We start from the raw sequence: 25,161 nt of genomic DNA on the forward strand, positions 1-25,161 counted from the left end.
TTAACGAATGATTGTATTGTATTTCTTGACCATGAAGATGGGGTTATAGGATTCCTTGGCTTTTCGAAGTCCTTCCTTACCCATATCCTCTTCTCGGTTGATAAACTGCACATCTGGCCAGGCATTTTGGACAAAGTCCTTATTGATGGCTGTAAAAAGTCCGCGGACATTGGGATCTGCTTTTTCGACATGGACAACAGCCGTGTGTTCACTGACCTTTTCCCCAAAGGTAAAGGCTTTTACCTGACCATCCAAACGGATGAGGCCGCCACGGATCTTCAGGAATTCCATATTATTCAGTCCTTCTTCAATGGCGCAGGCTTCGCATTTGATCGTTGGATCGGTCTCAGCCCGCTGGGCACACCACGCCTTGCCAAAGGCAATACATTCATCTTTGTTTGCCGCATTGATTTCTTCATAGACGTAATCGGGGTGTTCCTTGATGAATGCATTGTAATGGTTCTTCTTGCTGTGATACTTTCGTCCCGATAAGGTCGCAAGTTTCTCCCGGTCATAGACGTAATCCCAGTTATCCCGGTCCTCTGTGTACTCCGTAATTTCCGGCATGGTTCGTTTGAATCGTTCCATCGTTGATTCATAAATTCCATGAAATTCAAAAGGCCCGCCAAAATATTCTTTCAGTGCGTTCACGATAAGGGGCATATCCTCATCCTTGCCGCCGAAAGGAGGCAGGACGAAGGTAACCCCATTAACGGTGACCTTGAGAATAAGGGCACCATGGCTGATTGCCCAGAATGTGTCATAGCAGCCACGCCAAATGAAGGTCGATCCAAAGCAGCATTCTGAGCCGCGATAATCCGCTTCATTATAGTAGTCATCAAAAATAGGTTTATCCGATATATCGACATGTTTAAATTCTAAAATAAAAATCTCTCCTAACTTTTTTGGATGATACCATTATACCAGATATCATCAAGAGGGGAAAATGACCGCAAAAGGAGAGTGCCTCCGACTTAGGTCAAGGATCCCATTTGATTCAGGTAAATTAAGCGATACCCCATCAAATCATCATAGGTCAGTTTGGTCACACTTGTATTATCCAATGTCAAGTGCCACATGCAGTCAATAGGGGCTTGAAGAATGCAGCATAATAACAGGCGAATCATCCCGCCATGGCTTACGACCATCACTGCCGTGCCATCTTCCATGGCATCCTTGACTTCATTAAGTCCTTTCATTCCCCGTGCCTGGGCCTCTTGAAGGTCTTCAGCACCGGAGAGTGTCACTTGAGTCGGTGTCAGCCAGAGCGTCTGCAGGCGCTTCGAGTCCGTTTTTCTTAAGTCTCTGATCCGGCAGCCTTCCCACTCCCCAAAGGAAATTTCCCGGAATGCAGCAAGGGCCTGTGGGACAAGTTGTTTTTCCTCAGCAAGAGGCCGAGCTGTTTCCTTGGTCCTCATAAGATCGGATGTATAAAGGGCCGTAACCATAAGGTCACGGGCTCGTTTTTTTAGGGAAAGGGCCTGCTCCTGTCCAACTGGACTGAGCGGATGGTCCTCCCAGCCCTGGAAACGGCCTTCTTCATTGGACCTTGTTCGTCCATGACGGACGAGGTAAATGGTTTTCATGTCGCTTTCCTTTCTGTACAAAAGGGCTGGTTGCCGTCATATAGAAAAACGAGCCTATTTCCGAGGCTCGTTTTCGATTGGAAAATCCTGCCTTGGGCAGGAAGTCCCTTATGCTCTTTCGATGTATTCGCCCGTACGGGTATCGATACGAAGCACATCGCCTTCGTTGATGAACAGAGGGACTTTTACCACATAGCCCGTGTCCATGGTTGCATTCTTGTTGCCGCCCGTAGCGGTATCCCCTTTGATGCCCGGTTCCGTTTCAACAACGGTCAGTTCAACCGTATTCGGCAGTTCGACCCCGAGGATCCGGTTATCAAAAGAAGAAATCTTGACGTTCATATTTTCCTTCAGGAAATTCATAGCGCTGCCCAGTTGATCTTTGTTAAGCTCAATCTGTTCGTAGGTTTCATTGTCCATGAAGACATACATGCCATCATTTTCATAGAGGTACTGCATTTCACGGCGAACGACCTCAGCATTCGGGAGACGTTCAGCGGCGTTGAACGTACGTTCAACAACAGCACCCGTACAGAGGTTGCGCATCTTGGCACGGACAAAGGCTGCCCCTTTCCCCGGTTTGACGTGCTGGAATTCAACTACCTGCCAAGCATCGCCGTCAATTTCAACTGTTACACCTGTTTTAAAATCGTTCGTAGAAATCATTGAAACACCCTCCAAAAATTTTCTTGTTAAGCTTATAGGATTTCCATAAGTTCCTTTTCAACCAGCGTCAGCCGCTCACAACCCCATTCCGTTACAATGACGGTATCTTCAATGCGGACACCGCCCTTGCCCGGCAAATAGATGCCCGGTTCCACCGTTACAATGGCACCCACAGGAATCGGATCCGGATTGCCTTTATTGAGGTTCGGCTTTTCGTGGATATCAAGACCCACACCATGACCCAGTCCATGACCGAAGTAGGCACCATACCCCTTGGACGCGATAAAATCACGAACGGCCTGATCCACTTCAATGCCCGTCTTGCCAGGGAACAGGACTTCTTCCCCCAGTTCATTGGCGGCAAGGACAATCTCGTAGATTTCCTTTTGCCAAGGAGCCGCTTTTCCCATGACGACCGTGCGAGTCATATCACTGCAGTAACCGTCATAGATGCAACCAAAATCAAAAGTGACGAAGTCACCTTCCTCAATGACCTTATTTGAGGCCACTCCATGAGGCAGGGCGCTGCGCACGCCGGAAGCAACAATCGTATCAAAAGAGGTTTTCTGGGCCCCTCTTTTTCGCATATTATACTCAAGTTCTGCAGCAAGTTCAGATTCCCTCCGCCCCACTTTGATATGGGGAATGAGTTCATGAAAAGCGTCGTCAGCAATGGCGGCAGCTTTGAACATTTTACGCTGTTCCTCTGGGGATTTGACTGCCCTCAAAAAGACGAGATTCACATTCTTGAAACTTGCTTTAGGAAGGGCCTTTTGCAAGGCCGTGGCTTCCGTATAGGAAAAATAGTCACCATCAAGGGCCAAACGCCATGCTGGTCTTACCTGATCCACGACGGAAAAAAGGCCATGCTGGTGTTCCAGGATTTCACATTCAGGAGCCTGCTGCTGCGCCTGCAGGATGTAGCGCGAGTCCGTAATAAGAACGGCCCGTAAAGCGTCTACATAAAGAAGACTTTCTCCGCCCGTAAAGCCCGTGAAATAGCGAATGGATGAATCCCCCTTGATGAAGATTCCCTGTACGCCTTCCTCTTGGAGGAAGGTTCTGAGCGTAGGTAATGGTTTCATAAGCGACCTCCCACAAAAGTACCCTACTATATTAGCATATTCCCTGCAATTTGCCTATATTGAAACGGGAAAATTTTAGGGAAAGTGTACAAAATCATACGGAATTTTATAGAAAAACCTTTTTCTAGGCTTTTTTGAGGCGCCTTACGAGGGAATAGGGTTCCATGCGGGCGTCCCCAACGGCCGTAAAGATCATCTGTGCATGAGGTGCGGCAGCAATGGGCGTGCCCGTTTCATCCTCCATGTCCGACAAGGTCCAGGGAAAGACCGTTCCCCCAGGCGTCAAGATTTCAAGGGTTTCCCCTTCCTTCACATTGTTTCGCTGCTCCAGCGTCACCCGCCCCGAAGCAGCGTCGTAGTCGTTCACAAGGCCTACAAAATCCGCTGTCTGTTCATAGGAACTTGTTGTATAGACCTGACCGTCTGCTTCCGGTCTGTGTTCAAAAAAGCCCGTCGTATAGGGACGATGGGAAATTTTGAGCAGTTCTTCCTGCCATTCAGGCAGCACGGAAAAGTGTTCCGGATCCCTCAGATAGGCATCAATGGCCTTGCGATAAACGCTCACCACTGTTGCGACATAATGGACACTCTTCATGCGACCTTCAATTTTGAGACTTTTTACGCCGCTTTTGATGAGGTCCGGCAGATGATCCAAGAGACAAAGGTCCTTTGAATTCATGATGTACGTGCCTTGCTCATCTTCGGCAATATCAAAGGCTTCATCAGGACGGTTTTTCTCTTTTAAGGAAAACTCCCAGCGGCAGACTTGTGCACAAGCGCCTCGGTTGCTGTCCCGACCCGTAAAGTAGTTGCTCAAAAGGCAGCGGCCTGAATAGGAAATACACATTGCACCATGGACAAAGACCTCAACCTCTGCATGGATGTTCCGCACGATTTCGGAAATCTCCCCAAGGGACAGTTCCCTCGCAAGGACCACCCGTTCAGCACCGAGCGCCTCCCAAGCCTTGGCGGCCTCATAGTTTGTCACGTTAGCCTGGGTACTGACATGAAGGGCCAGATTCGGTACGATTTTTCGGGCCATCATCCATACCCCGAGATCAGAAACAAGGAGCGCATCCACACCGGCGTCCTCTAGGTCCTTTAGATACGAGGGAAGCTGGGGAAGATCACCATTATGAGGAACAACGTTCACAGTCACATAGACTTTTTTATCCAAGTTATGGGCAAACGTGCAGGCCTCCCTGATTTCTTCCATTGAAAAATTTGCGGCAAAAGCCCTCAGTCCGAAAGCCTTGCCGCCTAAATAGACTGCATCGGCACCATAGCGGAGCGCCATTTTACACTTATCGAGGCTTCCGGCAGGTGCAAGAAGTTCAATTTGATTCATATGTCTACATCTCCATGGATGGCTCGGATCATCGCCTTATGTTCCTCATAGGTCTTGGTAAAACGATGATAGCCATCCTTATCTGCTACAAAATAGAGGTAATCCGATTTTTGGGGATTGAGGACAGCTTTGATTGCCTGCTCGCTGGGACTTGCAATCGGTCCTGGCGGAAGCCCAGGATACAAGTACGTATTATACGGAGAATCCACTTTAAGGTCATCATAGCGAAGGTCACCCTTTTGATGCCCTAAAAGATATTGGATGGTCGTATCGGATTGGATGGGCATATTCTTATGAAGGCGGTTCAGAAATACACCAGCAATAAGAGGCATCTCATCTTCATGAACGGCTTCCTTTTCCACCATGGCAGCAAGGTTCACCACATCACGAATACTCATGCCGCTTGCTTTGATCTGATTCTTTAGCTCCTCATCCAGACGACGGTTAAATTCCTTGACCATGGTGGCAAGGATTTCCTTTTCCGTGGCGCCTTCCGGCAAATCATATGTAGCCGGATAGGCAAAGCCTTCCGCCTTATAGATTACATGGGGATTGGGCGTCTCCATATAAGGATACGGTGCATAATCAATGGCCGCTTGTTGGAAAGCTTCGGCCGAACCCAACTTTTCTTTTTCCAGTTTGGCCGCAATCTGAGGGATGCTCGAAGCTTCAGGCACAGTAAACTTGTTGTAGCGCGTCTTTCCCGACGCAATGATGTCAATGATTTCGGCATCACTCATGCCTGCCGTGATTTCATAATTTCCCGCTTTCAGCATACTTTCCTTATGGGTCAGCTTTGCCGTCAGGAGAAACAATTCCGGACTGCGTACGGCCTTCTCCTCATGAAGCAAAGCAGCTATATCCCGTGTTGTCATGCCATCCTTGATGGTAAAATGGACCAATGCCCCTGTTGCAAGGTTAGCATTGCTGTTGAATCCGTGGAGGTACCAGTAGACAGCGCCACTAAAGGCTGCCAAAAGAACCAGAAGGACACATACAAGCTTTTTGGCCATGTCCTTTGCTCCTTACTCTTCATCCATCTCCTGGGTGATTTCTTCATAGGCCTTTTTAACGGCCTCAAATTCTTCATCCGTCGGATCCACATAGACAGGTTCGCCGTCAGTATCGAACTCAATGCGGGCAATCATGACCGCGTCATCTTCTTCCAAGGCTTCTGCTTCCTCTTCATCCATAGGTTCACGGACAAGAAGGGCAAAACTCTTGTTATCAATAGGGATGACCATTTCTTCTGCATAGTAGGTCTTATTCCCCTTATCGTCAGTAACAACAACCAAAGCCTCTTGATCTTCGGTTTGGAGCATATCTTGATCTTTTGTCATGGCATTACCTCCTTAGGCTGTCCAGATAATTTTGTAAGATGACGACGGCCGCCATCATATCAATGACTTTCTTGCGTTTTTTACGTGTCAGATCTGCATCGATAAGAACCTTTTCCGCCGCCACCGTGGAAAGCCGTTCATCCCAAAGGGTAATCTTTGCATCGGGGAATTCGGTTTGCAGCAATTTGGAAAAAGCCTCACTCGCTTTTCCGCGCTCACCAATGGTTCCATTCATATTTTTGGGGTAGCCCAGGACAAAAGCCCCCACTTCTTCCTTTTGGACCAATTCATGAAGGCGTGCCAAATCATTCTTGGTTCCGCTGCGCCGAATGGTTTCGATGCCGCGCGCAATCAGTCCCATCTCATCGCTTACAGCGACACCGATGGTGCGTGTTCCGAGGTCAAGACCCATGATCCTCATTTTTGGGGCAATTCCTTCAAATAGGATTGAAGAAGGGCTTCAATGAGTTCATAGCGATTGAATTGGCGGATCTTCAGACGGGCATCCTTATAGCTCGTCACATAGGCTGGGTCCCCACTCAAGAGGTAGCCAGCCAATTGGTCAATGGGATTATAACCTTTTTCCTGGAGGGCTTCCACGACTTCGTGGATGGTCCGGGAAACCGTTTCCGTCTTGGAAACGGGTTTAAACATCGTGGTTTCTTGAGTCGTACGTGACATGAACAGTCCCTCCTTTTGGGAAAAACAAGCAGCCCGCTTCCGAAACGAGCTGCACAGCATAAAGTATCTCGGCCATTAGTAAAAATACTGACTGATGGAAACAGGAATCGATTCCTGGAAGAGGACCAACATGACCTCAATAGGAACCTTCATTCCATCCATCATCCAGCGCATGGTCATTTCTTCCCCGCCATAAACAACCATTTCCACGGCAAACTGAATATGGGGGTCGTGGACGTCCACCCCATAGTGCCTCAGCATCATGGTATAGGCATCACGGACAAAGCGCCGGTTGGTCCGGCGAAAGTGCTCATTATCATCACTCTCATACAGATGGCGGAAGAATCCCTCATATTTTTTATACATAAGGAATTTCTTATAAAGAGCTTCGGACCAACTTTTGCTGCCCAGGATATCGCGGCCATGGACGGCAAGAATATGAAGAAACTCATAATGGGCCAGTTCCGTCATAGACGCAAAGGTCCTATCATATGCGTCCCGAGTGACACCGGATTCCCGAACAAGCTCTTCAACACTGATGCATTTTAGCGGTTTCTTCGTAAGGAGCCGACCCATGGCCTCTCCCATCCGTCTTTTAGCATCCATGTAACGACACCTTCTTTATTGAATCATATTTTCAATAACTTTCAGGGTTTCCGCCATGGCCTCGGCAATCTTTCCACTGTTCTTGCCGCCAGCTTGGGCCATATCGGGACGGCCGCCGCCGTTACCGCCCAAGACCTGGGCAGCGGCTTTGACAATCTTGCCGGCGTGGGCCCCTTTCGCAACGGCTTCTTTGGATGCCATGGTCAGAATGTTCACCTTCTGCGGTGCCATAGCTGCAAAGAGGACAACAATGCCGCCCGTCTTGTCACGGAGCTGGTCTCCCATGCTGCGAAGGGCCGATACATCATCGACCTTTACTTCATCAATGAGGACAGGAATCCCCTTGACATCCTTTACTTTATCTCCGGCGGACTGCGCGGCAGCGGCAACCAGTTTTTGTTCAAGTTCAGCCGCGTGATGCTTTTCTGCTTTCAGTTCATCCTGAAGCGCTTCGATCCGGCTCAGTAGGGTGTTGGGACGACCCTTCACCTTCTGGGAAGCGTCCTCGAGGAGGGCTTCTAGTTCCCGGGTGTAAAGAAGTGCTCCATGTCCTGTAACCGCTTCGATACGGCGCAGCCCAGCACCGACGCTTGATTCGCCAAGGATCTTGAAAAGACCAATGCGGGACGTATTGGAGACATGGACGCCGCCGCAAAGTTCCATGCTGTGACCTGGCACATTGACGACGCGGACAATCTTGCCGTATTTTTCACCAAAAAGTGCCATAGCCCCCATTTCCTTGGCCTTATCAATATCCTCTTCGGAAATCTGGACGTCGACCGCATCAAGGATAGCTTCATTCACAAGGTCTTCCACACGGCTTACTTCCTCAGCCGTAAGCGGCGAAAAATGAGAGAAGTCAAACCGGAGCCGGTCCGGTCCAACATAACTGCCGGCTTGGTTTACATGACCGCCCAGGACTTTCTTGAGGGCAGCATGCAGAAGGTGGGTTGCCGTATGATTGCGGGCAATGTCAGCCTTGCGGTCAAGGTTGACTTCAAAGGTGACCGCTTGACCCACCGAGAAAGCACCCGATTCTACCGTTCCTAGGTGGATAGTCGTGCCATCAGGGAGTTTCTTTGTATTTTCCACATCAAAGATTCCCGCGTCAGAAATCAGGCGGCCCGTATCACCAAGCTGCCCGCCCCCTTCGGCGTGGAAGGCAGTATTGGTCAGGATGATCGCAAGGCTGTCCCCTGTATGGCCTTCTTTGATTGGCGTGGTTTCACCTTCTTGATACAGGGCGGCGACCACGCCTTCCTTAGAAGCTTCATCCACCGTGAGTCCTTCCAAATGAAGGCTTCGCGTATCATACATAACAGGGCGGCCTTCCTTATCGTTGCGAGCCTTACGGGCCCGCTCCTTCTGGGATGCCATGGCCTTGTCGAACCCTTCCTTATCCATGGTCATGCCCTGTTCCTGAAGGATTTCATCCGTCACTTCCCAAGGAAAACCAAAGGTATCATAAAGTTTAAAGGCATCGTCACCGCTAAGGACCGTCTTGTTTTCTTTTTTCATGGCGGCAATCTTTTCATTCAGCAGATCCGTACCCTGGGAAAGGGTCTGGAGGAAGCTTGTTTCCTCCATATCGATGACCTTGTCAATGAATTCCTTCTTTTCCACGAGCTCCGTGTAATGCTCACCATACATGGAAATGACCTTATCGGCAAGGGCGGCAAGGAACTTGCCCCGAATGCCAAGGAGACGTCCATGACGGATGGCACGGCGCAAAACGCGGCGCAGGACATAGCCTCTTCCTTCATTGGAAGGAAGGATTCCGTCCCCAATCATGAAGGTCAAGCTGCGAGCATGATCAGCAACAACCTTAAGCGAAATATCGGTTTTGGCATCTGCATTATATTTCTTATGGGAGAGTTCGCAAGCAAGTTCGATGATGGGGAAAATAAGATCGGTCTCAAAGTTTGACGGCTTGCCTTGGATAACGGAAGCAAGGCGTTCAAGGCCGGCACCGGTATCGATATTCTTATGTTTGAGCGGCGTGTAGGTCCCGTCAGCGTTCTGGTTGAACTGAGTAAAGACAAGATTCCACAATTCAAGGAATCGACCGCAGTCACAGCCAGGACCACAGGTTGGTTCCCCACAGCCTTTATCGGCGCCAAGGTCGATATGGATTTCCGAGTCCGGACCGCAGGGACCGCTGCCGATTTGCCAGAAGTTATCTTCCAGACGAACAATACGTTCATCAGGGACGCCTACGACATCGTGCCAGATATGATAGGCTTCGTCATCTTTGGGATAAATGGTGATCCAAAGCTTATCCGCAGGCAATTCCAACTCTTTGGTCAAAAATTCCCAAGCCCAGGGAATGACTTCCTTTTTGAAATAATCGCCAAAAGAGAAGTTGCCCAGCATTTCAAAATAAGTATGGTGACGAGCTGTGCGGCCGACGTTTTCAATATCGTCCGTACGAACACATTTTTGGCAGGTCGTAATGCGCGGAGAAGGCGGTTTCATCTTCCCTGTAAAAAACGGTTTGAACGGTGCCATTCCAGCCCCAATCAGCAGCAGGGTCGGATCATCATGCGGAATGAGCGAGGCACTGGGAAGAACCAAATGACCGTGTGCCTTGAAAAAATCCAAATATTTTTGACGGATTTCATTACCAGTTAAATATTTCATGCAAGTATCTCCCTCGGTTCAGTTCGTTTTGCAAGCTTAACATGCCGATGAGGCATTCCTTAAGTATATAAAATTTACAGATACGTGTCAAACACCGCCCGGTTTGACGCCATATTCCTCGGCCAATTTCCTAAAAAGCGGCAGGGACCGTTTAATGGTATCCCGATTGATGCAGTATGACGCACGGAAATAGCCTGGCACGCCAAAATCTGTTCCCGGTACTAAGAGCAGATCATACTTCATGGCCCGTTTACAGAAGGCATGATCATCTTCTTCCAGGCACTTCGGGAAAAGATAAAAAGCCCCCTGCGGACGTAGACAGGTAAAACCGACACCAATAAGACCCTGATAAAGCAGTTCCCCGTTGATGCGATACGGTTCCGCATCCGTTGGTTTGCCTGCACAGCGGGCCACGACAAGCTGCCAGAGGCTGGGAGCATTGACATGGGTGAGGACCCGAGCCGCTCCGCAAATTGCAGGATATACTTTTTCAAAGCCTGTCACTTCACTGGGAATAACGATATAGCCAATTCGCTCCCCTGGAAGGGAGAATGATTTACTATAGGAGTAGCAGACGATGGTATCCTTATAATATAGTGGAATATAAGGCACTTCATAGCCATGGTAGGCAATTTCCCGATAAGGTTCATCGGAGATGATATAAATGGGATGACCGTATTCCTTTTCCTTGCGCAGTAAAAGCGCGCTAAGGGCTCGGATGGTTTCCTCCGAGTAGATGGCCCCGCTCGGATTATTGGGGGAATTGACAATGACCCCTTTAGTATGGCGTGTCAGGGCCCTTTCAAAAAGGTCCATATTGATTTGGAAATCTTCAACCTGAGCGGGAACAACCACGAGACGGGCCCCGGTTGCCTCAACAAAAGGCCGGTATTCCGGGAAAAACGGGGCAACAATGACAAATTCATCGCCAGGTTCGGCAAGGGCCTTGAAGGTAATGGAAATGGAAGCCGCCGCGCCAGCGGTCATGAACAGATTGTCCTTTGTAAAATGCGTGCCAAAACGACGGTTGATATCCTTTGCAAGGATCTCCCGGACCTCTGGATTACCCGGAGCCACCGTATAGCTGTGGATCTTTTGGGTCGGCACGGTATCAAAGATATCAAGGACAGCCTCCTTGATGTAAGAGGGAGCCGGTACGTTCGGATTTCCCAAGCTGAAATCGTAGATATTTTCCTCTCCGACCTCCTGTGCCCTTTTCCTTCCATACTCAAAGATTTCACGGATCGTCGATTTTTTCGATCCAAGTTCATACATTTTTTCATTGACCATCAGGTTATCCCTACTTTCTGCATCAAAGGCAGTCCGTGAATTGGATGCACTTAGTTGTATTTTAGCACGCTTCCACAACCCATGCCAGTAGCAATTCGACAGGCAGACTGCTAGTGTCTAAAAAAGCCCTCCCTGAGGGAAGGCTCTTTTAGTGAGGTTGTTATTTTCTTTTGCTGCGATTGAAATTAATGAGGCAGCCGGCTTTGATGATTTCCTTTTCTTCCTCGTTAAGGGGCAGGATATAAAGGGTAATGGCTTTTGCCATGCCATCTTTCAGGACATAGGCGGGAATCTCATCCATGGACCCTGCGAGGATTTTCTTGATGGAAGGAACAAAAATGAAATCGTTGACATCAAAGGCAATCGTCTCATCTTTCAAATGAAAGGGCAGCATCCCCCAGTTGATGACGTTGCTGCGATACCGTTTGGTCGCATATTCACGAGTGATGTTGGCAAGGCCGCCGATGACGCGCTGACAGCTGGCTGCCTGTTCACGAGCACTGCCATCACCCGGTTTATTGGCGTAAATGACAGAACCGATTTCCGTATTGGTAAGAGTAACATCTTCACTGCCAGAAATGGTGTGGATGGCGGTAAAAGCAGCTGCCACATCGGCATCCTTTTGCAGGAGGTCTTCGCCTTTTTCACGGGCAAGTTCCAGTTCCTTGACCGCTTTGGTCCGCCCCACATACTGCGGATCACGGCGCGACAGGGTAAATTCGGCAAGCCCCAATGGATTGGAACGATAGGAGGATGTTTCCCCGGAAGGAATAAGTTCATCCGTCGTCGTTACAGGGTCTTCAATCTTGGAACAGACGCGCAGGAGAATATTGTCCCCTAAAGCGGGCAGTTCAGGCCAAGCTTTGATATTCGGTCCCTCATAAAGTTTTTCTTTCGGTTCCGCCTTACCAAAACCTTCGTAGACACGGGCCTTGTAGGCACTGTCATCGAAGTGGTAACTAGGCACATGTCCAAAAGTGTCGGCAAAGGTTTCCGCACTTGTCAGGGCGCCGCCATTTGCAGCTGTTGCGGCAATGCTGCGGGAATCCATGAGGGCCACTGCCGACATCTGCCCCTGACCGGGCTTGCTCCCTTCCCGGTTCGGGAAGTTGCGCGTATTGTGACGGATGGAAAACCCATTGTTGTTTGGCGTGTCGCCTGCGCCAAAGCAAGGCCCGCAGAAAGCCGTCTTGATTACGGCACCGGACGCCATGAGGTCCGTGAGGAATCCTTTTTTGGCAAGGTCCATATAGACCGGCATGGACGAAGGATAGATATTGAGGGTAAATTCCCCAGCACCGATGCTCTTGCCACGCAGAAGGTTGGCCGCTTCTACAACGTTTGTGTAGTTACCGCCGGCGCAGCCGCCAATGACGCCCTGCTGGACCATGAACTTTCCGTCCTTGACTTTATCGGTCAAGGTATATTGGGCACGGCCTTGGGCTACTTTTTCGGCCTTTTTTTCCGTCTCACGAAGGATATCCATCAGATTGGCATTCAGTTCATCAATTTCGTAAGCATTCGACGGATGGAATGGAAGGGCAATCATCGGCTTGATGGTAGAAAGATCAACATAGACGCAGCCATCATAGTATGCCACATCTGCAGGATTCAGTTCCTTATAATCACTTTCGCGGCCGTGTTCCTTGAGAAAGTCCTTCGTATCGCTGTCTGTTCTCCAAATGGAAGACAGGCACGTCGTTTCCGTCGTCATGACGTCAACACCATTGCGATAGTCCGTTGTCATGGAAGAAACGCCCGGTCCGACAAATTCCATGATCTTATTTTTCACATAGCCCTTTTCATAGACGGCACGGCAAATAGCAAGGGCAATATCATGCGGTCCAACCCAAGGAGCCGGTTTCCCCGTCAAGTAGATGGCGACAACACCGGGATAAGGGTTATCCCAGGTATCCCCCAAGATCTGTTTATCAAGCTCCCCGCCGCCTTCACCAACTGCAATGGTCCCGAGAGCACCATAACGGGTATGACTGTCACTGCCAAGGATCATCTTGCCGCAACCAGCGTACATTTCTCGCATATACTGATGGATGACCGCGAAATGGGGAGGGACGAAGATACCGCCATATTTCTTGGCTGCCGAAAGACCAAACATGTGGTCATCTTCATTGATAGTCCCACCGACAGCACAGAGGGAATTGTGACAGCACGTGAGGATATAAGGCATGGGAAAATGGTCCATACCAGAAGCGCGGGCGGTTTGGATAATGCCAACATAGGTAATATCGTGGCTCGTCAGGGCATCAAATTTGATGTTCAGCTGCTCCATATTCGCGCTTTTATTGTGTTCCTTCAAGATACCATAGGCAATCGTGCCTTTTTTGGCTTCTTCTGCTGTTACTTCGCGGCCAAGACGGCTTTTCAGCGTCCCTGCCTGTTCTTCCGGAACAAGTTCCGTACCATTCAGCAAATAGGCACCCTTATCAAACAACTTGATCATGATAACTCTCCTCTCTTTGTTACCTGGCTCTTTTGGGTTATTCTTGCACCTCCATCTTATGGAGGGTTTCTACAACATATTCAGCAAATTCTTCTGCTGTCGCCCCGTCTTTATCCGTCGTAATGACGGCCTTGCGTTCCACTTTGGTACAAAAATCAAGGGCTTTAAAAAGACGGTCCCGTTTTTCAGGGTAACCAATGAATGCCATCATTTCCCCCATCGCCCGAATCAGGCTGGAAGGATCGGCATACTGGGCACGATTGTGCTCAACAAGATAGACCCCCACCCCATGGATGGCTTCAAACATGGCATACTGATCGCCAATATTGGAAGAGCTGGCCGTTCCAAGGCCTCCTTGGTATTCGGCAGCAATATCAGTGAGGATGTCGCCGTATAGGTTGGGCAGCACAAAGACCTGCATACCAGCATTGAATTCCGGGTCCATCAATTTAGCAGACAGGGAATCAATCAGTTCTTCCCGCACATGGATGCCGGGATATTCTTTTTCCATAGCATGGGCCACCTTCAGGAAATTTCCGTCGACGAGTTTGACAATATTGGCTTTTGTTGCCACCGTAATGTTGGTCTTCCCACTACTTTTAGCGTACTCAAATGCATTTCGGAACAGCCGTTCGGCTCCTGGCTTGGAAAGGATCTTGAAGTCAATGGCAAGGTCATCGCCGACGCAAATCCCTTTGTTGCCCCAAATGTATTCGCCTTCAATATTTTCTCTGAAAAAGGTCCAATCTATGCCCTTTTCAGGAATTCGAATGGGACGGACCGCTGCATAAAGCTGCAGCTGGCGGCGCAGCAAACTGTTGGCACTCAGGAGATTGGGCCACCTGTCGCCCGCACGGGGAGTCACGAAAGGTCCCTTTACAAGGATGTCACAGGCCTTGCAGGCCTCAAGAACGGCAGGCGGCAGACTCTTATTCTGACGGGCCCGTTCCTCAATGGTCATTCCTTTAATTGGAACAAATTCCACGCGTTGATCTGCGATTTCCTTTTTCAGCAATTTCCGTGCCACCAAAAGGGCTGCTTTCATGATATAGGGACCAATGCCGTCGCCGGGCATAATGCCCACCTTTACGTGGGATAAATGGAGAAAATCCTTACGGGGCGGCGCTTTCCTAATCCCTTCGATGCGGTCAAGATCCTCTTCAATGAGTTTCCCAAAAGCTTGCTTAGCGCGTTCAATCATTTCTTCACGGTTCATGCTGGTCTCTCCTTTTTGGTTCCATAACGGCCACGCGGCCTTTTGGTTCCATTGTAGGAAATCCCAAGCAATAAGGCCAATACTTATCCTCCCATAAGGATTATACGAAATTTTCTATGTATTTTACCAATTCGGATTTGCGATTCATATCCATCAGAATTTCTAATTGATATTTTTAATTTTATATATAATTTACAAATCTTTCCCTTATTTAAAGGAACAGACCGCCGAGGAAGAATACATGAAACGCCGCCATCACAACATTGATACTCACATTTGCCACGGATAAGAGAAAAAGCGTCTTGAACATAGTGTTCATTTCCTCTGTCGTCGTTGGTTTGGAAGCAGAATAACTTGACATGATGATGGCACCGCCCGTCGATAATGGGCTGATGGCTGCAGCAAAACTGGTCGCCGTAATGGCAGAGATAAGTTCTACATAGTTTGTCTGTCCGGCAAACGTCCGAGCAATCTCGTCAGCGATTGGAAACAGCGTCGGCATGACAACACCCGTCGTAGAGCTGACCCAGGATAGAATCCCGCTTGATGCGGCAATGATGGGTACCGCCGTCTGGGCCGTCATATGGCTAGCAAGAAAGTCAGATACCAGCTTTATTCCACCAAGCTTTGTCAGGACATTCACAAGGACGCCCACACCGCAGATCATCATCAAAGTGCCCCAGGGAATTTGACGAATAGCCGTTTTTTCATCGGCACAATGCAGTATGATCAGGACAGAAGCTGCCGCAAAGGCAAAAAGTCCCGTATCAAACTTAAAACCAATACAAAAAATAACCATAGCCACAATCGAAGCCATCGTAATTTTCTGATTGCGATTAAAGGCGGGAATTTCAGAGAGCTTCAGTGGATTTTCCGAGTTGACGCGCCACCCCTTGTAGCCGATATAGACAACAAGCGTAAAGACAAAGCCGGACAGTAACGTAGATAGGAAGAGATGCGTCCCAAAGCCTTGGTAACCCAGCGGCTCAGAAAGATTCTTGGCAAGGATGCCTGTCAAGGAAAGAACAGAGGCACAGCCCGCATTGGCTCCCAGTTTTGCATAAAGGGCCGTTGCCATGGGATTGATCTTGAGTTCGAAGGCAAGATAGACGGCAAAGGTCGTCATCAAGATTCCAGCAGCAATATGTCCAGGACCAATGGCTGAAATGAAAGCAGAAAGCACAAACATCAAGATGGGAATCAAGTAGGTCCGCTTCCCTACAAGAGCGACGACCTTCTTGGAAAAAAGATTGAGCGTCCCATTGGCAGAGGCCATCCCAAACAGAAAGGTAACCCCAACCAAGGTCACAAACATGGAACTTGAAAAACCTGCAGCAATCTGCTTGGCACTCATCTGTCCATAGGAACCGAGCAGAAAAGCGGCGCCAATGGAAAAGAAGCCTATATTGACTTTTTTGATAAACCCAATGGCAACGACAACGGCAAGAACAATCAATGAAATCAGGGATAGATCCATCATGATGCCTCCTTACGAGCAGTGGATTCAGTAGGAAATAGGGGCTACGCCTTTCATCAATAGACGGGCCGTTCGATACCCATACGTTTCTTTAATGAAAGGAATCGACTGGCCCTTTTCGGTTTCAACGCCGCAAACAAGCGTGCCGGAACCATGACCAATCCTGATTTCAGGAAGCTTACCGCAGGGGGAAAGAATGCTATGGACAAGGGTCCCTGGAATTGCGGCGGCAGCTGCCGTACACATCGCGCCTGTCATGGCATAACTGGGATGGGCCTTTTGCATGCTCATCATGCGTCCCAAAAGGTCAATCTCGGATGCCTTGATTTCTGTGCCCTGAGCCGTCGTGTAAAAAGTCGGTGGTGCAACAATGGTCATCTTCGGAATTCCCGGTGTTTCCCAAGCAGCCTTTTCCCAATGATCGGTCAGCCCCAATAGGACAGCTGCCTTTCCTCGGATACATTCCAAGAGTCGGAGCAGGGCTTCGTCTTTATTGATTTCTTCCGGCTGTTCCGTTCCATTCATCTTTATGGAATCAGCTGTTACAAAAACCAAGGGATTTGCTGCGTCGACAATGGAAACGGGCAGGCGGCCAAAATCGGGGATCTCAAGTTCATCCACCCCATTTCCCGTTGGCAGGATGCCTTTACCAAGGGTACCGCTGGGATCAAGGAATCTAAGCTTGATGGGAGCGGCCGTACCGGGCACGCCAGCAATAGTATAGTCTCCGTCATAACACACCTGGCCATCTGCTGTATTGACCGTTTCAACAATGATTTTCCGGGTATTCGTATTAAAGATCCTGACGGTTGTTTCTTCTCCGACAGCTGGGACGAGACCTTCTTCAATCGCAAAGGGACCGACACCGGATGATATATTACCGCAGTTTCCTCCATAACTGACGACGGGCTTATCCACAGATACTTGGGCAAAGGTGTAATCCACATCGGCATCAGAGCGACTGGATTTTTCGATAATAGCGACCTTGCTGGTTACGGACTGGGAACCGCCAAGTCCGTCGATCTGTTTGCGGTCAGGGCTTCCCATGAGTTTCAAAAGGACGCTGTCCCAATCCTTCCTTTCAGGCGGCATATCCTTTCTTAATAGATAAGCTCCTTTACTCGTTCCCCCACGCATCAACGTGACAGGAAGTTTGATCTTTGTTGTCATCATGAACCCTCCTTATTAGATAGGTAACAGTCATCGTTATTTTCTGAAAACATCATAACAAGAAAAACCTCATAATTTAAATTCATAAAAATTATTTTTAACATGGTAAAAGCGAATGGTTTTATTGGTGGGAGCATGAAAAAGTGCCGCTTTGCCATGCTTTTTTCCAGTGGACTAATGGTATAGATGGTGCTTCGGTTCATGTCATACGTTCATAAAAAAAATAATAATCATGGTTTTTATGAATAGTTTGGGTTATAATTGGTTAAAGATGATTTACAATCTGGAAGAAAGGAGTACAGCCAATGGATTTTCGAGATCTGACCTATCTTCTGGCCATTGCGCGCCAGCAAAATATCACGCGGGCGGCAGAATCCCTCTACCTTAGCCAGCCCACCCTCTCCAAGTTCTTAAAAGGCCTTGAAGGAGAACTTGGACTTCCTTTGTTTGAGAGATTGGGTAATAAATATATCCCAACCTATGCCGGTGAACAGTACATAAAAAAAGCCAAGGAAATCCTGGCCCTCAAAAAAGAACTCGATCAGCAGATGGGCGATATCATAAAAAACAATGAAGGCTATTTAAAGATTGGCTTCCCCGCAATGCGGGGTACGTATATGCTTCCCTGCACGCTGCCTATTTTTCATGATAAGTATCCCAATGTAAGGATTGACCTTCACGAAGCAAATTCCGAATCCCTCATCCAAATGATTATTGAAGGGGACATTGACCTGGCTTTTTTCAATTTTGTAGAGGCCAATCCCGCTCTCGCCTACACCGTCATCAGTCATGAAGAACTGGTGCTTGTCATGAGTGCCCAGCATCCCTTTACGCGCTATGGAAGGAAACGGCCGGGCTGTAAATATCCTTATATGGACCTTCATTTCCTAAAAGACCAAGATTTCATCCTTCAAAACCGGACGCAGCACACACGGCTGATTGTGGATAGGATCTTTCATAAACGCCACATTGAACCCCACATTATCCTTGAAACAAGCAATATCCAAGCAGAAGCCGAGCTGGCAGCACGGAATTACGGCTTTACCTTCATTACGGAAACCCATTTGAAGTATATTCCCAACCGCGACCAATTAGCCTTGTTTTCAATCGGATCTCCTAAGACAACCGTTGATTTTGTAGCAACGTATCGAAAAAATTCCTACCTCCCTTTCCACGCCAAGGAATACATCAAGGTGGTCAAGGAGTTCACCTGATACGTCTCACGCATCCAAAACGCCCACATAGAAACAACACTGCCTGTCAAATCTCTTTTCTCACAACGGTTGGTCTTATAACGAAAATAACAATCAAATGCCCCCAGCCACGTGATTGGCAAGGGGCATTTGATTAAGTTACAGGAAGGAGCGGCTCATAAATATAAAACTCCCTGCCGCCATCGCAGCAGGGAGTTTCGGGTCGTATCGCTTAGATCTTGTTCTTGCAGTCGCCCGTTTCCATGTATTCCTTCAGGTTTTCATAGGTCGTTTCAACCATGTTCTTGACAGCTTCGTCAGTGAAGGAACCCAGATGCGGGGAAAGCAGGACTTTCGGGTACAGGTCGATGAGTTTTTGGAATATAGCATTCGGGGCCTTACCGCCTTCAAAGTCCTTACCGAACAGATCGGCTTCGCCGTCCAGCGTATCAGCAGCAAAACCACCGAGCTTACCGCTTTCTATGGCTTCGATGACAGCTTCCGTGTCAACGAGCTGGCCGCGGGCAGCGTTAACAAGGATGGCGCCGTCTTTCATCTTGCTGATGAATTCACGGGTAACCACCTTGCCGTTTTCTTTGATGTACGGGCAGTGCAGGGAGATGACGTCGGACACTTTCAGCAGTTCGTCCATTTCAACCTGCGTAGCATAGTCATCGATGCCTTTGATCTGGAAGACATCCTGACCGACAACTTTGGCACCCATACCGTGGAAGATCTGGGCGCAGACGCGGCCGATACGGCCAAGGCCGATTACGCCAACGGTGCAGTTGCGGATTTCCTTGGAGAACATATGCTTATCAACAACGAAGTTGCCTTTGTGAGCTTCGCTCGTCGTGTATGCCAGATGTCTCAGGAGCATCATGGCATGGGTAACAGCCAGTTCGGCAATGGCGTTCGGAGAATAACCGGGAACAAATGCCATCTTGAAGCCCAGTTCCTTGGCATAGGGAATATCGATATGGTCCTTACCAACCGTTCTGGTCAGTACATACTGAACACCGAGTTTCTTGTAGATATCGAGATTCTGTTTGTTGGCAAAGCAGTTACCACGCAGGATAACAGCATCAAAACCTTTTGCCATTTCAGCCGTTTCCGGAGTATTCAGGTAATCGGGGACACATTTGATGTCATACCCAAAAGCCTTATTGCTGCTCTCAAAAATCGGTTCTTCAACGTCTCTGACGCCATAACACAAAACCTTCATGACAATACCTCCTAATTAAAGTAGCCCTTTGTTTGGGGTGATGCACAGCACCACACCCGTCTCCCCTATTCTAACATAAAAATCTGTATTTTCCTATATATTTTGTATTTTGTATACACTTTAATTTTCATAAAGGCCTAAAAATAAAGAGGGACGCCGCATGCGCCCCCCCTCTTTCATTATTTTTCAGCTTTCCAAAGTCCATGCAGGTTGCAGTAAGCATAAGCAGCAACGACATCATCACTGGGAGCCAGTGCAAAAACCGCGACAGGATCAGCCCCTGGTTTCAGTTCCTTTCTCTGATTGCCTTCCTTGGTTTCCAGGGAAATCCATTCGATATAGTGTTCATCAAGCATGGGATGGGTAACGGAACCAACCTTGACCGTCACGAGGTTTTCCTTGACTTCAATGACGGGAACGTGTTTTTCTTGGGCTGCATCAACGGTATTCGGAACGATTTCCTGCATCTTTTCGCCGCAGCAAATGACAGGGACACCCGTTTCCTTTACAACAGCGATGATTTTACCACAATGACTGCATCTGTAGAATTTTTGTTCCATTTTCTCGTCCTCCTTTGATTTTCACGCACAAAATACGTGGCCTCCTTGAATGTTTGGACAATCGTTGTCCTACTTCAAGTATATCATATCAAAGGGCTCCTGTACGAAAAAAGTTGTGAAAATTATGTTTCCGTATCCCTTAGCGATTACGAGACTTGAGGGCCCGGTCAATTTCTCGTTTGGCCGACCGGTCCGCCATATCGCGCCGCTTGTCATAAAGTTTTTTACCAGTTGCAAGGGCCAGTTTTACTTTCACAAGGCCATGGGAAAAATAAAGGGTCAGAGGAACCAAGGTAAAGCCTTTTTCCTTGGTCTTACCTATGAGTTTTGCAATTTCCCGTTTATGCATGAGCAGCTTGCGGTCACGCCGCGGCTCATGGTTGAAGATATTGCCATGGTCATATTCACTGATGTGAAGGTTGTATAAATATAGTTCCCCCGATTTGGTAATGGCAGCATAACTGTCCTTCAGGTTGGCCTTACCAGCACGGAGGGACTTGACTTCTGTGCCGGTAAGCACGACGCCTGTTTCAAAGGTTTCATGAATGGCGTAGTCATGGCGGGCTTTTCTATTTTCTGCGATGATTTTGACGTTTGTTTTTTCCATGCTGACTTCCCTTCTGACGTGTACCGCCTCTTTTTTGGGTCTGTGAGGCCAGTTTATTGCGGCCGCCTTTCTTTACGGTCTGTTTTTTAGGCGTCCTTTTCTTATCTGACGGAACGGTTTCCTTTCGAGCTGTGACAAAAGTTTCGAATTCGGGAAGGATAAAATCAATCTTGCGTTCTTCCACACTGACATGGAAGACCTTGATCCTTACAGGGCTGCCAAGGCGGTAGCTCTTTCCGCCATGCTCCCCGACAAGGGCAAAATGTTCCTCATCATAACGATAATAATCGTCAAGGAGACTCGAGATATGGACAAGGCCTTCAATACCGTTTTCGAGCTGGACAAACATGCCAAAGCTTGTGACGCCGGAAATCGTTCCATCAAATTCCTGTCCTACATAGGGCAGCATATACTCCGTCATCTTGAGTTCATCCGTTTCCCGTTCTGCCTCAATGGCAAGGCGTTCCCGTGTCGAGGCATGGCTTGCCATGAGGGAAAGCTTATCGTTCAAGTTTTCCTTTTCCTTCTTGGAAAGTTTCTGCCCCGTCCGCTGCTCCTTGAGGAGACGATGGACCAACAGATCTGGATAGCGCCGGATGGGAGAGGTAAAATGCGTGTAGTCCTTGGCAGCAAGGCCAAAGTGGCCCACATTTTCCGTTTGGTACACAGCCTGCTTCATGCTCCGCAGGGCGAGGGTGGAAATCATGCCTTCTTCGGGTTTTCCCTTCACCTTGCGCAGGGCCATTTGAAGAACTTTAGGCCGCATCTTGCCCTCAATCTTGAGAACGGTCCCAAACTGGGCCATGATCTTTGAAAGGCTCTGCATCCGGTCCTCATCAGGCACGTCGTGGACACGGTAAATAAAGGGATAATGATGCTTAGTCATATGGGCGGCTACGGTTTCGTTGGCAGCGAGCATAAATTCCTCGATCATCATTTCCGCAATGGTTCTGTGCCGCAGATGAACGTCGATGGGCCGTTTTTTCTCATCCAGAATAACCTTCACTTCAGGAATCTCGAACTCAATCGCACCCCGTCTCACCCGTTTTTTATGGAGGATCGTGCAAAGTTCCTCCATGGTTTCCAACATAGGCACAATATCGCTGTATTTTTCCCGCAGGGCCGTGTCACGGTCCGTGAGGATTTTTGCCACATCAGGATAGTTCATGCGATGCCGGGAGGCAATCACGCTGGGCGCAATATCATAGGAAAGGACCTTCCCTGTCTTACCGGAAATAACCATTTCACAGCTCATGGTAAGACGTTCTTCCCCTTCATTGAGGCTGCAGATGCCATTTGACAAAAGGGGCGGCAGCATGGGAAGGACGCGGTCAACCAAGTAGACGCTGGTGCCTCGGGCATAGGCCTCCCGATCAAGTTCACCGCGGGGCCGCACATAGTGACTGACATCGGCAATATAGACGCCAAGGAAGTAATCCTCGCCCCGTTTTTCGGCATAAATGGCATCGTCAAGGTCCTTGGAATCAACGCCATCGACGGTGATGATTGGCCATTTGCGCCGGTCAAGACGCCCTTTAAGATCCTTTTTAGGGATGACTTGCGGGACAAGCTGGGCGGCTTCCTTGACTTCTTTGGGAAAATCAAGGGGCAGGTCCTTATCCTTGATGATGGAGATGATATCAATGCCCACATCGCCCTTTTTGCCAAGGATTTCCGTAATGGTTCCTTCTGCTTTTTGACGTCCGTTGGGCCAGACCGTAATCTTGACGACAACCTTGTCCCCGTTGCGGGCATTCAGGAAGTCCTTGCGCCTCACATAGATATCCTGTCCAATATGGCGGTTATCAGGGGTAACAAAGCCAAAATCCCCACTGCGCGTAAAAGTCCCGACAAAACGTTCATGGGCCCGCTCCAAAATACGGATGACCTTTCCCTCACGCCTTCCCCCATAGCCATGGTCACTGACCCGTGCGATTACAAGGTCCTCGTTCATCGCACCGGATAAGTGCATCGCGGGGATGAAAAGATCACCTTCCTCCGTCTTTTCAAGGGGTACAACAAACCCATACCCTTTCTGCGTGACCTGCAGGCGCCCTGTGACAAGCCCCATGGCCCGCGGCAGGCCCAAGGTATTGAAGCGGGTCTTCACAAGAAGCCCATCCTTGATCATTAGTTCAATTTCCGTCCACAAGGCTCCCAGCCCTTTTCCTTTATACCGCAGGTCGCGGCCCAGGTCATCATAGCTGACAGGATGGGTGGCATGGGATTCCATATAAGTAAGGACATCCTGCCGAATTTTTTCGTTACTCATCTTTCTCCTTCATACATCATCTTGGCATCCGCTTCCGCCGCGACAGTTCCATCAGGGCGGATAACCTCTCCCGTCATCTCAAGGAGCAGGCCTTTACGGCGCTTCACCTTAGTCACAATCTCAATGGTTTCACCAATGAGGACGGGCGAGCGGAAACGGACTTCCAGTCGGGCCGTATAGGCCACGCGGTGTTCATACAGATAGGGATAATTCCCCATGGTTTCATCAAGCAAGGTGGAAATGAGTCCGCCGTGCATCCGCCCGTCATAGCTTTGATGACAGGGTTCGGGCGTAAAGTGTGACGAGCAGCCATTTTCATCCACTTTAAAATGCATGTGAAGGCCAATGGGATTGTTCTTCCCACAGCCAAAACACATAGGATTCGTATCATTCACATTCTTCATCGCAGGGCCTCCAGAAAACGGTCAATTTTTTGATAGACAAGTCCCCGTTCCTTATAAAGGGTCAGGACATGCTTTCCTTGGGGGAGCATCTCGATCCGCTTTAGAGGAGATGCCGCATGTTCATAGATGTACTGTGCGCTTTGCGGGCGGACGGTTCGATCCGCTTCACTTTGAATAATAAGAAGCGGAGCCGTCACGCGAGGAAGGGTGCGCTTTTTGACTGTCGACAGCAAACGCAGGAATTCGCGGACACCGGAAAGGGGCATCTCGTGATAGGCCACATCATAGCGGGCCGGAGCGTCGATATGACGAGGGCGCTTGGGAATGGATCGCGTCACTTTTTCCGCAAGCCAAAGGAAATGGGAACGCCAATCGAATAGATAGATGGGCGTTGAAATGACGATGACCCCGTCAACGGGAACAGTCGAAGCGCAATCAAGGGCAAGAAGACCTCCCATACTCATCCCCACCAAAACAACCTTGCCGTACGTTTCCTTGAGGGCACTGGCGGCGGATTTCACGGATTGAGTCCATTTTTCATAGGTTACGCCGTCAAGGTCTTCCGGGTTCGTACCGTGACCATTTAAAAGAAGGCCCTGCACGGTATAGCCTTTATAATGCAGCCGTTCCCCCAGTTCACGCAGCTCCGACGGGGAACCCGTGTAGCCGTGAATGAGAAGAACCGCTGTATCATTGGTTCCAGGAAAGCGATAAGGCTCAGCGCCTTGGAGCATAGCCGTTTCCTCCTTACTTTATACACAAAAAAAGCATTACCCTTCATGAAGGCAATGCCATAACTGCACCATTTGATTAATGCCATCCCCCACCCTCACTGCAGGCGGGCAATTACAATGTTAAGGACAGCAAAAATAAGGCCAAAGACAACCGTAATGCGGCTCAGAGCCTCATCCATATCGGTCGGTTTGCCGCTGAACATGGACTCACCGCCGCCAAGCCCAGCAAAACCGGAGCTCTTACCGGACTGGAGCAGGACGGACGCAATCAGGATGACACTGACGACGATATCTACAACCATTAAAACCGTTAACACTGGTATTTCCCTCCACTCATTAGATTCTTGTATTTTAGCATAGATTGAAAGCGAGTGCAAGTAAGGACGAGGTGCCAGCGAATTTATTCCAGTCCTTATTTTTACCGTCCCTCTTTGAAAAACTTTCTTCCATTTTTTCACTTCTGCGAGGGGTATCCGCATCTTATTGGCCTTTTTCAAGAAAAAATAATTTGAGTTAACTATATTGCAAATGATTTGACAAATTATCATCACGGTGGTACATTACTCCCCGGATAGAAAAATAGGAAGATTTGGGTAAATC

At 48.8% G+C, this 25,161-nt stretch carries 24 protein-coding genes; 1 reads left to right on the forward strand and 23 read right to left on the reverse strand.

Annotated elements, in window-relative coordinates:
• The 16 genes from H503_RS0102855 to H503_RS0102930 form a co-directional block, all read right to left on the reverse strand.
• A complete protein-coding gene (locus H503_RS0102855) occupies positions 1-891 on the reverse strand; it encodes a DUF2156 domain-containing protein (RefSeq protein ID WP_306511538.1) in 891 nt (296 codons plus the stop codon).
• Between the two features lie 83 nt (positions 892-974).
• On the reverse strand, positions 975-1,586 hold the full coding sequence (locus tag H503_RS0102860) for a histidine phosphatase family protein (protein WP_016459513.1): 612 nt from the start codon (positions 1,584-1,586) through the stop codon (positions 975-977).
• Between the two features lie 108 nt (positions 1,587-1,694).
• On the reverse strand, positions 1,695-2,252 hold the full coding sequence (gene efp / locus H503_RS0102865; RefSeq protein ID WP_009014713.1) for an elongation factor P: 558 nt from the start codon (positions 2,250-2,252) through the stop codon (positions 1,695-1,697).
• Between the two features lie 32 nt (positions 2,253-2,284).
• Entirely contained in the window at positions 2,285-3,337 is a 1,053-nt protein-coding gene (locus tag H503_RS0102870) for a M24 family metallopeptidase (protein WP_009014712.1), read from the reverse strand.
• A gap of 124 nt (positions 3,338-3,461) precedes the next feature.
• A complete protein-coding gene (locus H503_RS0102875) occupies positions 3,462-4,685 on the reverse strand; it encodes a peptidase U32 family protein (RefSeq protein ID WP_009014711.1) in 1,224 nt (407 codons plus the stop codon).
• Positions 4,682-5,698 (reverse strand): endolytic transglycosylase MltG, encoded by a 1,017-nt coding sequence (mltG, locus tag H503_RS0102880; protein WP_021736673.1) that lies wholly within the window; start codon positions 5,696-5,698, stop codon positions 4,682-4,684. The genes H503_RS0102875 and mltG overlap by 4 nt, the downstream gene beginning before the upstream one ends.
• Positions 5,699-5,710: 12 nt before the next feature.
• Positions 5,711-6,025, reverse strand: coding sequence for a DUF1292 domain-containing protein (locus H503_RS0102885; RefSeq protein WP_009014709.1), 315 nt, complete (start codon positions 6,023-6,025; stop codon positions 5,711-5,713).
• A gap of 4 nt (positions 6,026-6,029) precedes the next feature.
• Positions 6,030-6,446, reverse strand: a complete 417-nt coding sequence (gene ruvX, locus H503_RS0102890) for a Holliday junction resolvase RuvX (protein ID WP_009014708.1) — start codon at positions 6,444-6,446, stop codon at positions 6,030-6,032.
• Positions 6,443-6,706 (reverse strand): IreB family regulatory phosphoprotein, encoded by a 264-nt coding sequence (locus H503_RS0102895; protein WP_009014707.1) that lies wholly within the window; start codon positions 6,704-6,706, stop codon positions 6,443-6,445. The genes ruvX and H503_RS0102895 overlap by 4 nt, the downstream gene beginning before the upstream one ends.
• 75 nt (positions 6,707-6,781) lie before the next feature.
• Positions 6,782-7,312 (reverse strand): TetR-like C-terminal domain-containing protein, encoded by a 531-nt coding sequence (locus tag H503_RS0102900; RefSeq protein ID WP_009014706.1) that lies wholly within the window; start codon positions 7,310-7,312, stop codon positions 6,782-6,784.
• Positions 7,313-7,327: 15 nt separating this feature from the next.
• Positions 7,328-9,952: an alanine--tRNA ligase gene (gene alaS / locus H503_RS0102905; protein WP_009014705.1), complete on the reverse strand. Its 2,625-nt coding sequence runs from the start codon at positions 9,950-9,952 to the stop codon at positions 7,328-7,330.
• A gap of 87 nt (positions 9,953-10,039) precedes the next feature.
• Positions 10,040-11,242 (reverse strand): pyridoxal phosphate-dependent aminotransferase, encoded by a 1,203-nt coding sequence (locus H503_RS0102910; RefSeq protein ID WP_016459512.1) that lies wholly within the window; start codon positions 11,240-11,242, stop codon positions 10,040-10,042.
• 160 nt (positions 11,243-11,402) lie between these two features.
• On the reverse strand, positions 11,403-13,703 hold the full coding sequence (locus H503_RS0102915; RefSeq protein WP_009014703.1) for a hydratase: 2,301 nt from the start codon (positions 13,701-13,703) through the stop codon (positions 11,403-11,405).
• Between the two features lie 37 nt (positions 13,704-13,740).
• Positions 13,741-14,919: an isocitrate/isopropylmalate family dehydrogenase gene (locus H503_RS0102920; RefSeq protein WP_014128488.1), complete on the reverse strand. Its 1,179-nt coding sequence runs from the start codon at positions 14,917-14,919 to the stop codon at positions 13,741-13,743.
• A 211-nt stretch (positions 14,920-15,130) separates the two neighbouring features.
• Entirely contained in the window at positions 15,131-16,396 is a 1,266-nt protein-coding gene (locus tag H503_RS0102925) for an SLC13 family permease (protein ID WP_009014701.1), read from the reverse strand.
• Between the two features lie 27 nt (positions 16,397-16,423).
• Positions 16,424-17,569 (reverse strand): 2-methylaconitate cis-trans isomerase PrpF family protein, encoded by a 1,146-nt coding sequence (locus tag H503_RS0102930; RefSeq protein ID WP_014128490.1) that lies wholly within the window; start codon positions 17,567-17,569, stop codon positions 16,424-16,426.
• Positions 17,570-17,871: 302 nt separating this feature from the next.
• On the opposite strand from H503_RS0102930, the gene H503_RS0102940 reads away from it, so the two are divergent.
• Positions 17,872-18,780, forward strand: a complete 909-nt coding sequence (locus H503_RS0102940) for a LysR family transcriptional regulator (protein ID WP_009014699.1) — start codon at positions 17,872-17,874, stop codon at positions 18,778-18,780.
• 211 nt (positions 18,781-18,991) lie between these two features.
• Here H503_RS0102940 and H503_RS0102945 read toward each other — a convergent pair whose 3' ends face one another.
• The 7 genes from H503_RS0102945 to secG form a co-directional block, all read right to left on the reverse strand.
• The gene (locus H503_RS0102945; RefSeq protein ID WP_009014698.1) at positions 18,992-19,984 is read right to left on the reverse strand and encodes a 2-hydroxyacid dehydrogenase; all 993 of its coding nucleotides are present in this window, start codon (positions 19,982-19,984) and stop codon (positions 18,992-18,994) included.
• A 179-nt stretch (positions 19,985-20,163) separates the two neighbouring features.
• Positions 20,164-20,544, reverse strand: coding sequence for a desulfoferrodoxin family protein (locus H503_RS0102950; RefSeq protein ID WP_009014697.1), 381 nt, complete (start codon positions 20,542-20,544; stop codon positions 20,164-20,166).
• Positions 20,545-20,683: 139 nt separating this feature from the next.
• The gene (gene smpB, locus H503_RS0102955; protein WP_009014696.1) at positions 20,684-21,151 is read right to left on the reverse strand and encodes an SsrA-binding protein SmpB; all 468 of its coding nucleotides are present in this window, start codon (positions 21,149-21,151) and stop codon (positions 20,684-20,686) included.
• Entirely contained in the window at positions 21,114-23,423 is a 2,310-nt protein-coding gene (gene rnr, locus H503_RS0102960; protein ID WP_009014695.1) for a ribonuclease R, read from the reverse strand. The genes smpB and rnr overlap by 38 nt, the downstream gene beginning before the upstream one ends.
• Positions 23,420-23,827: a PaaI family thioesterase gene (locus tag H503_RS0102965; RefSeq protein ID WP_009014694.1), complete on the reverse strand. Its 408-nt coding sequence runs from the start codon at positions 23,825-23,827 to the stop codon at positions 23,420-23,422. Before H503_RS0102965 ends, rnr begins: the two co-directional genes overlap by 4 nt.
• The gene (locus tag H503_RS0102970; protein ID WP_009014693.1) at positions 23,824-24,561 is read right to left on the reverse strand and encodes an alpha/beta hydrolase; all 738 of its coding nucleotides are present in this window, start codon (positions 24,559-24,561) and stop codon (positions 23,824-23,826) included. Before H503_RS0102970 ends, H503_RS0102965 begins: the two co-directional genes overlap by 4 nt.
• A gap of 95 nt (positions 24,562-24,656) precedes the next feature.
• Positions 24,657-24,878 carry a preprotein translocase subunit SecG gene (gene secG, locus H503_RS0102975; RefSeq protein WP_009014692.1) on the reverse strand — a complete coding sequence of 74 codons (222 nt, stop codon included), beginning with the start codon at positions 24,876-24,878 and terminating at the stop codon, positions 24,657-24,659.
• Positions 24,879-25,161: the final 283 nt, after the last annotated feature.

The sequence above is a fragment of the Acidaminococcus intestini DSM 21505 genome, from assembly GCF_000425045.1.
GTDB classification, from domain to species: domain Bacteria; phylum Bacillota; class Negativicutes; order Acidaminococcales; family Acidaminococcaceae; genus Acidaminococcus; species Acidaminococcus intestini.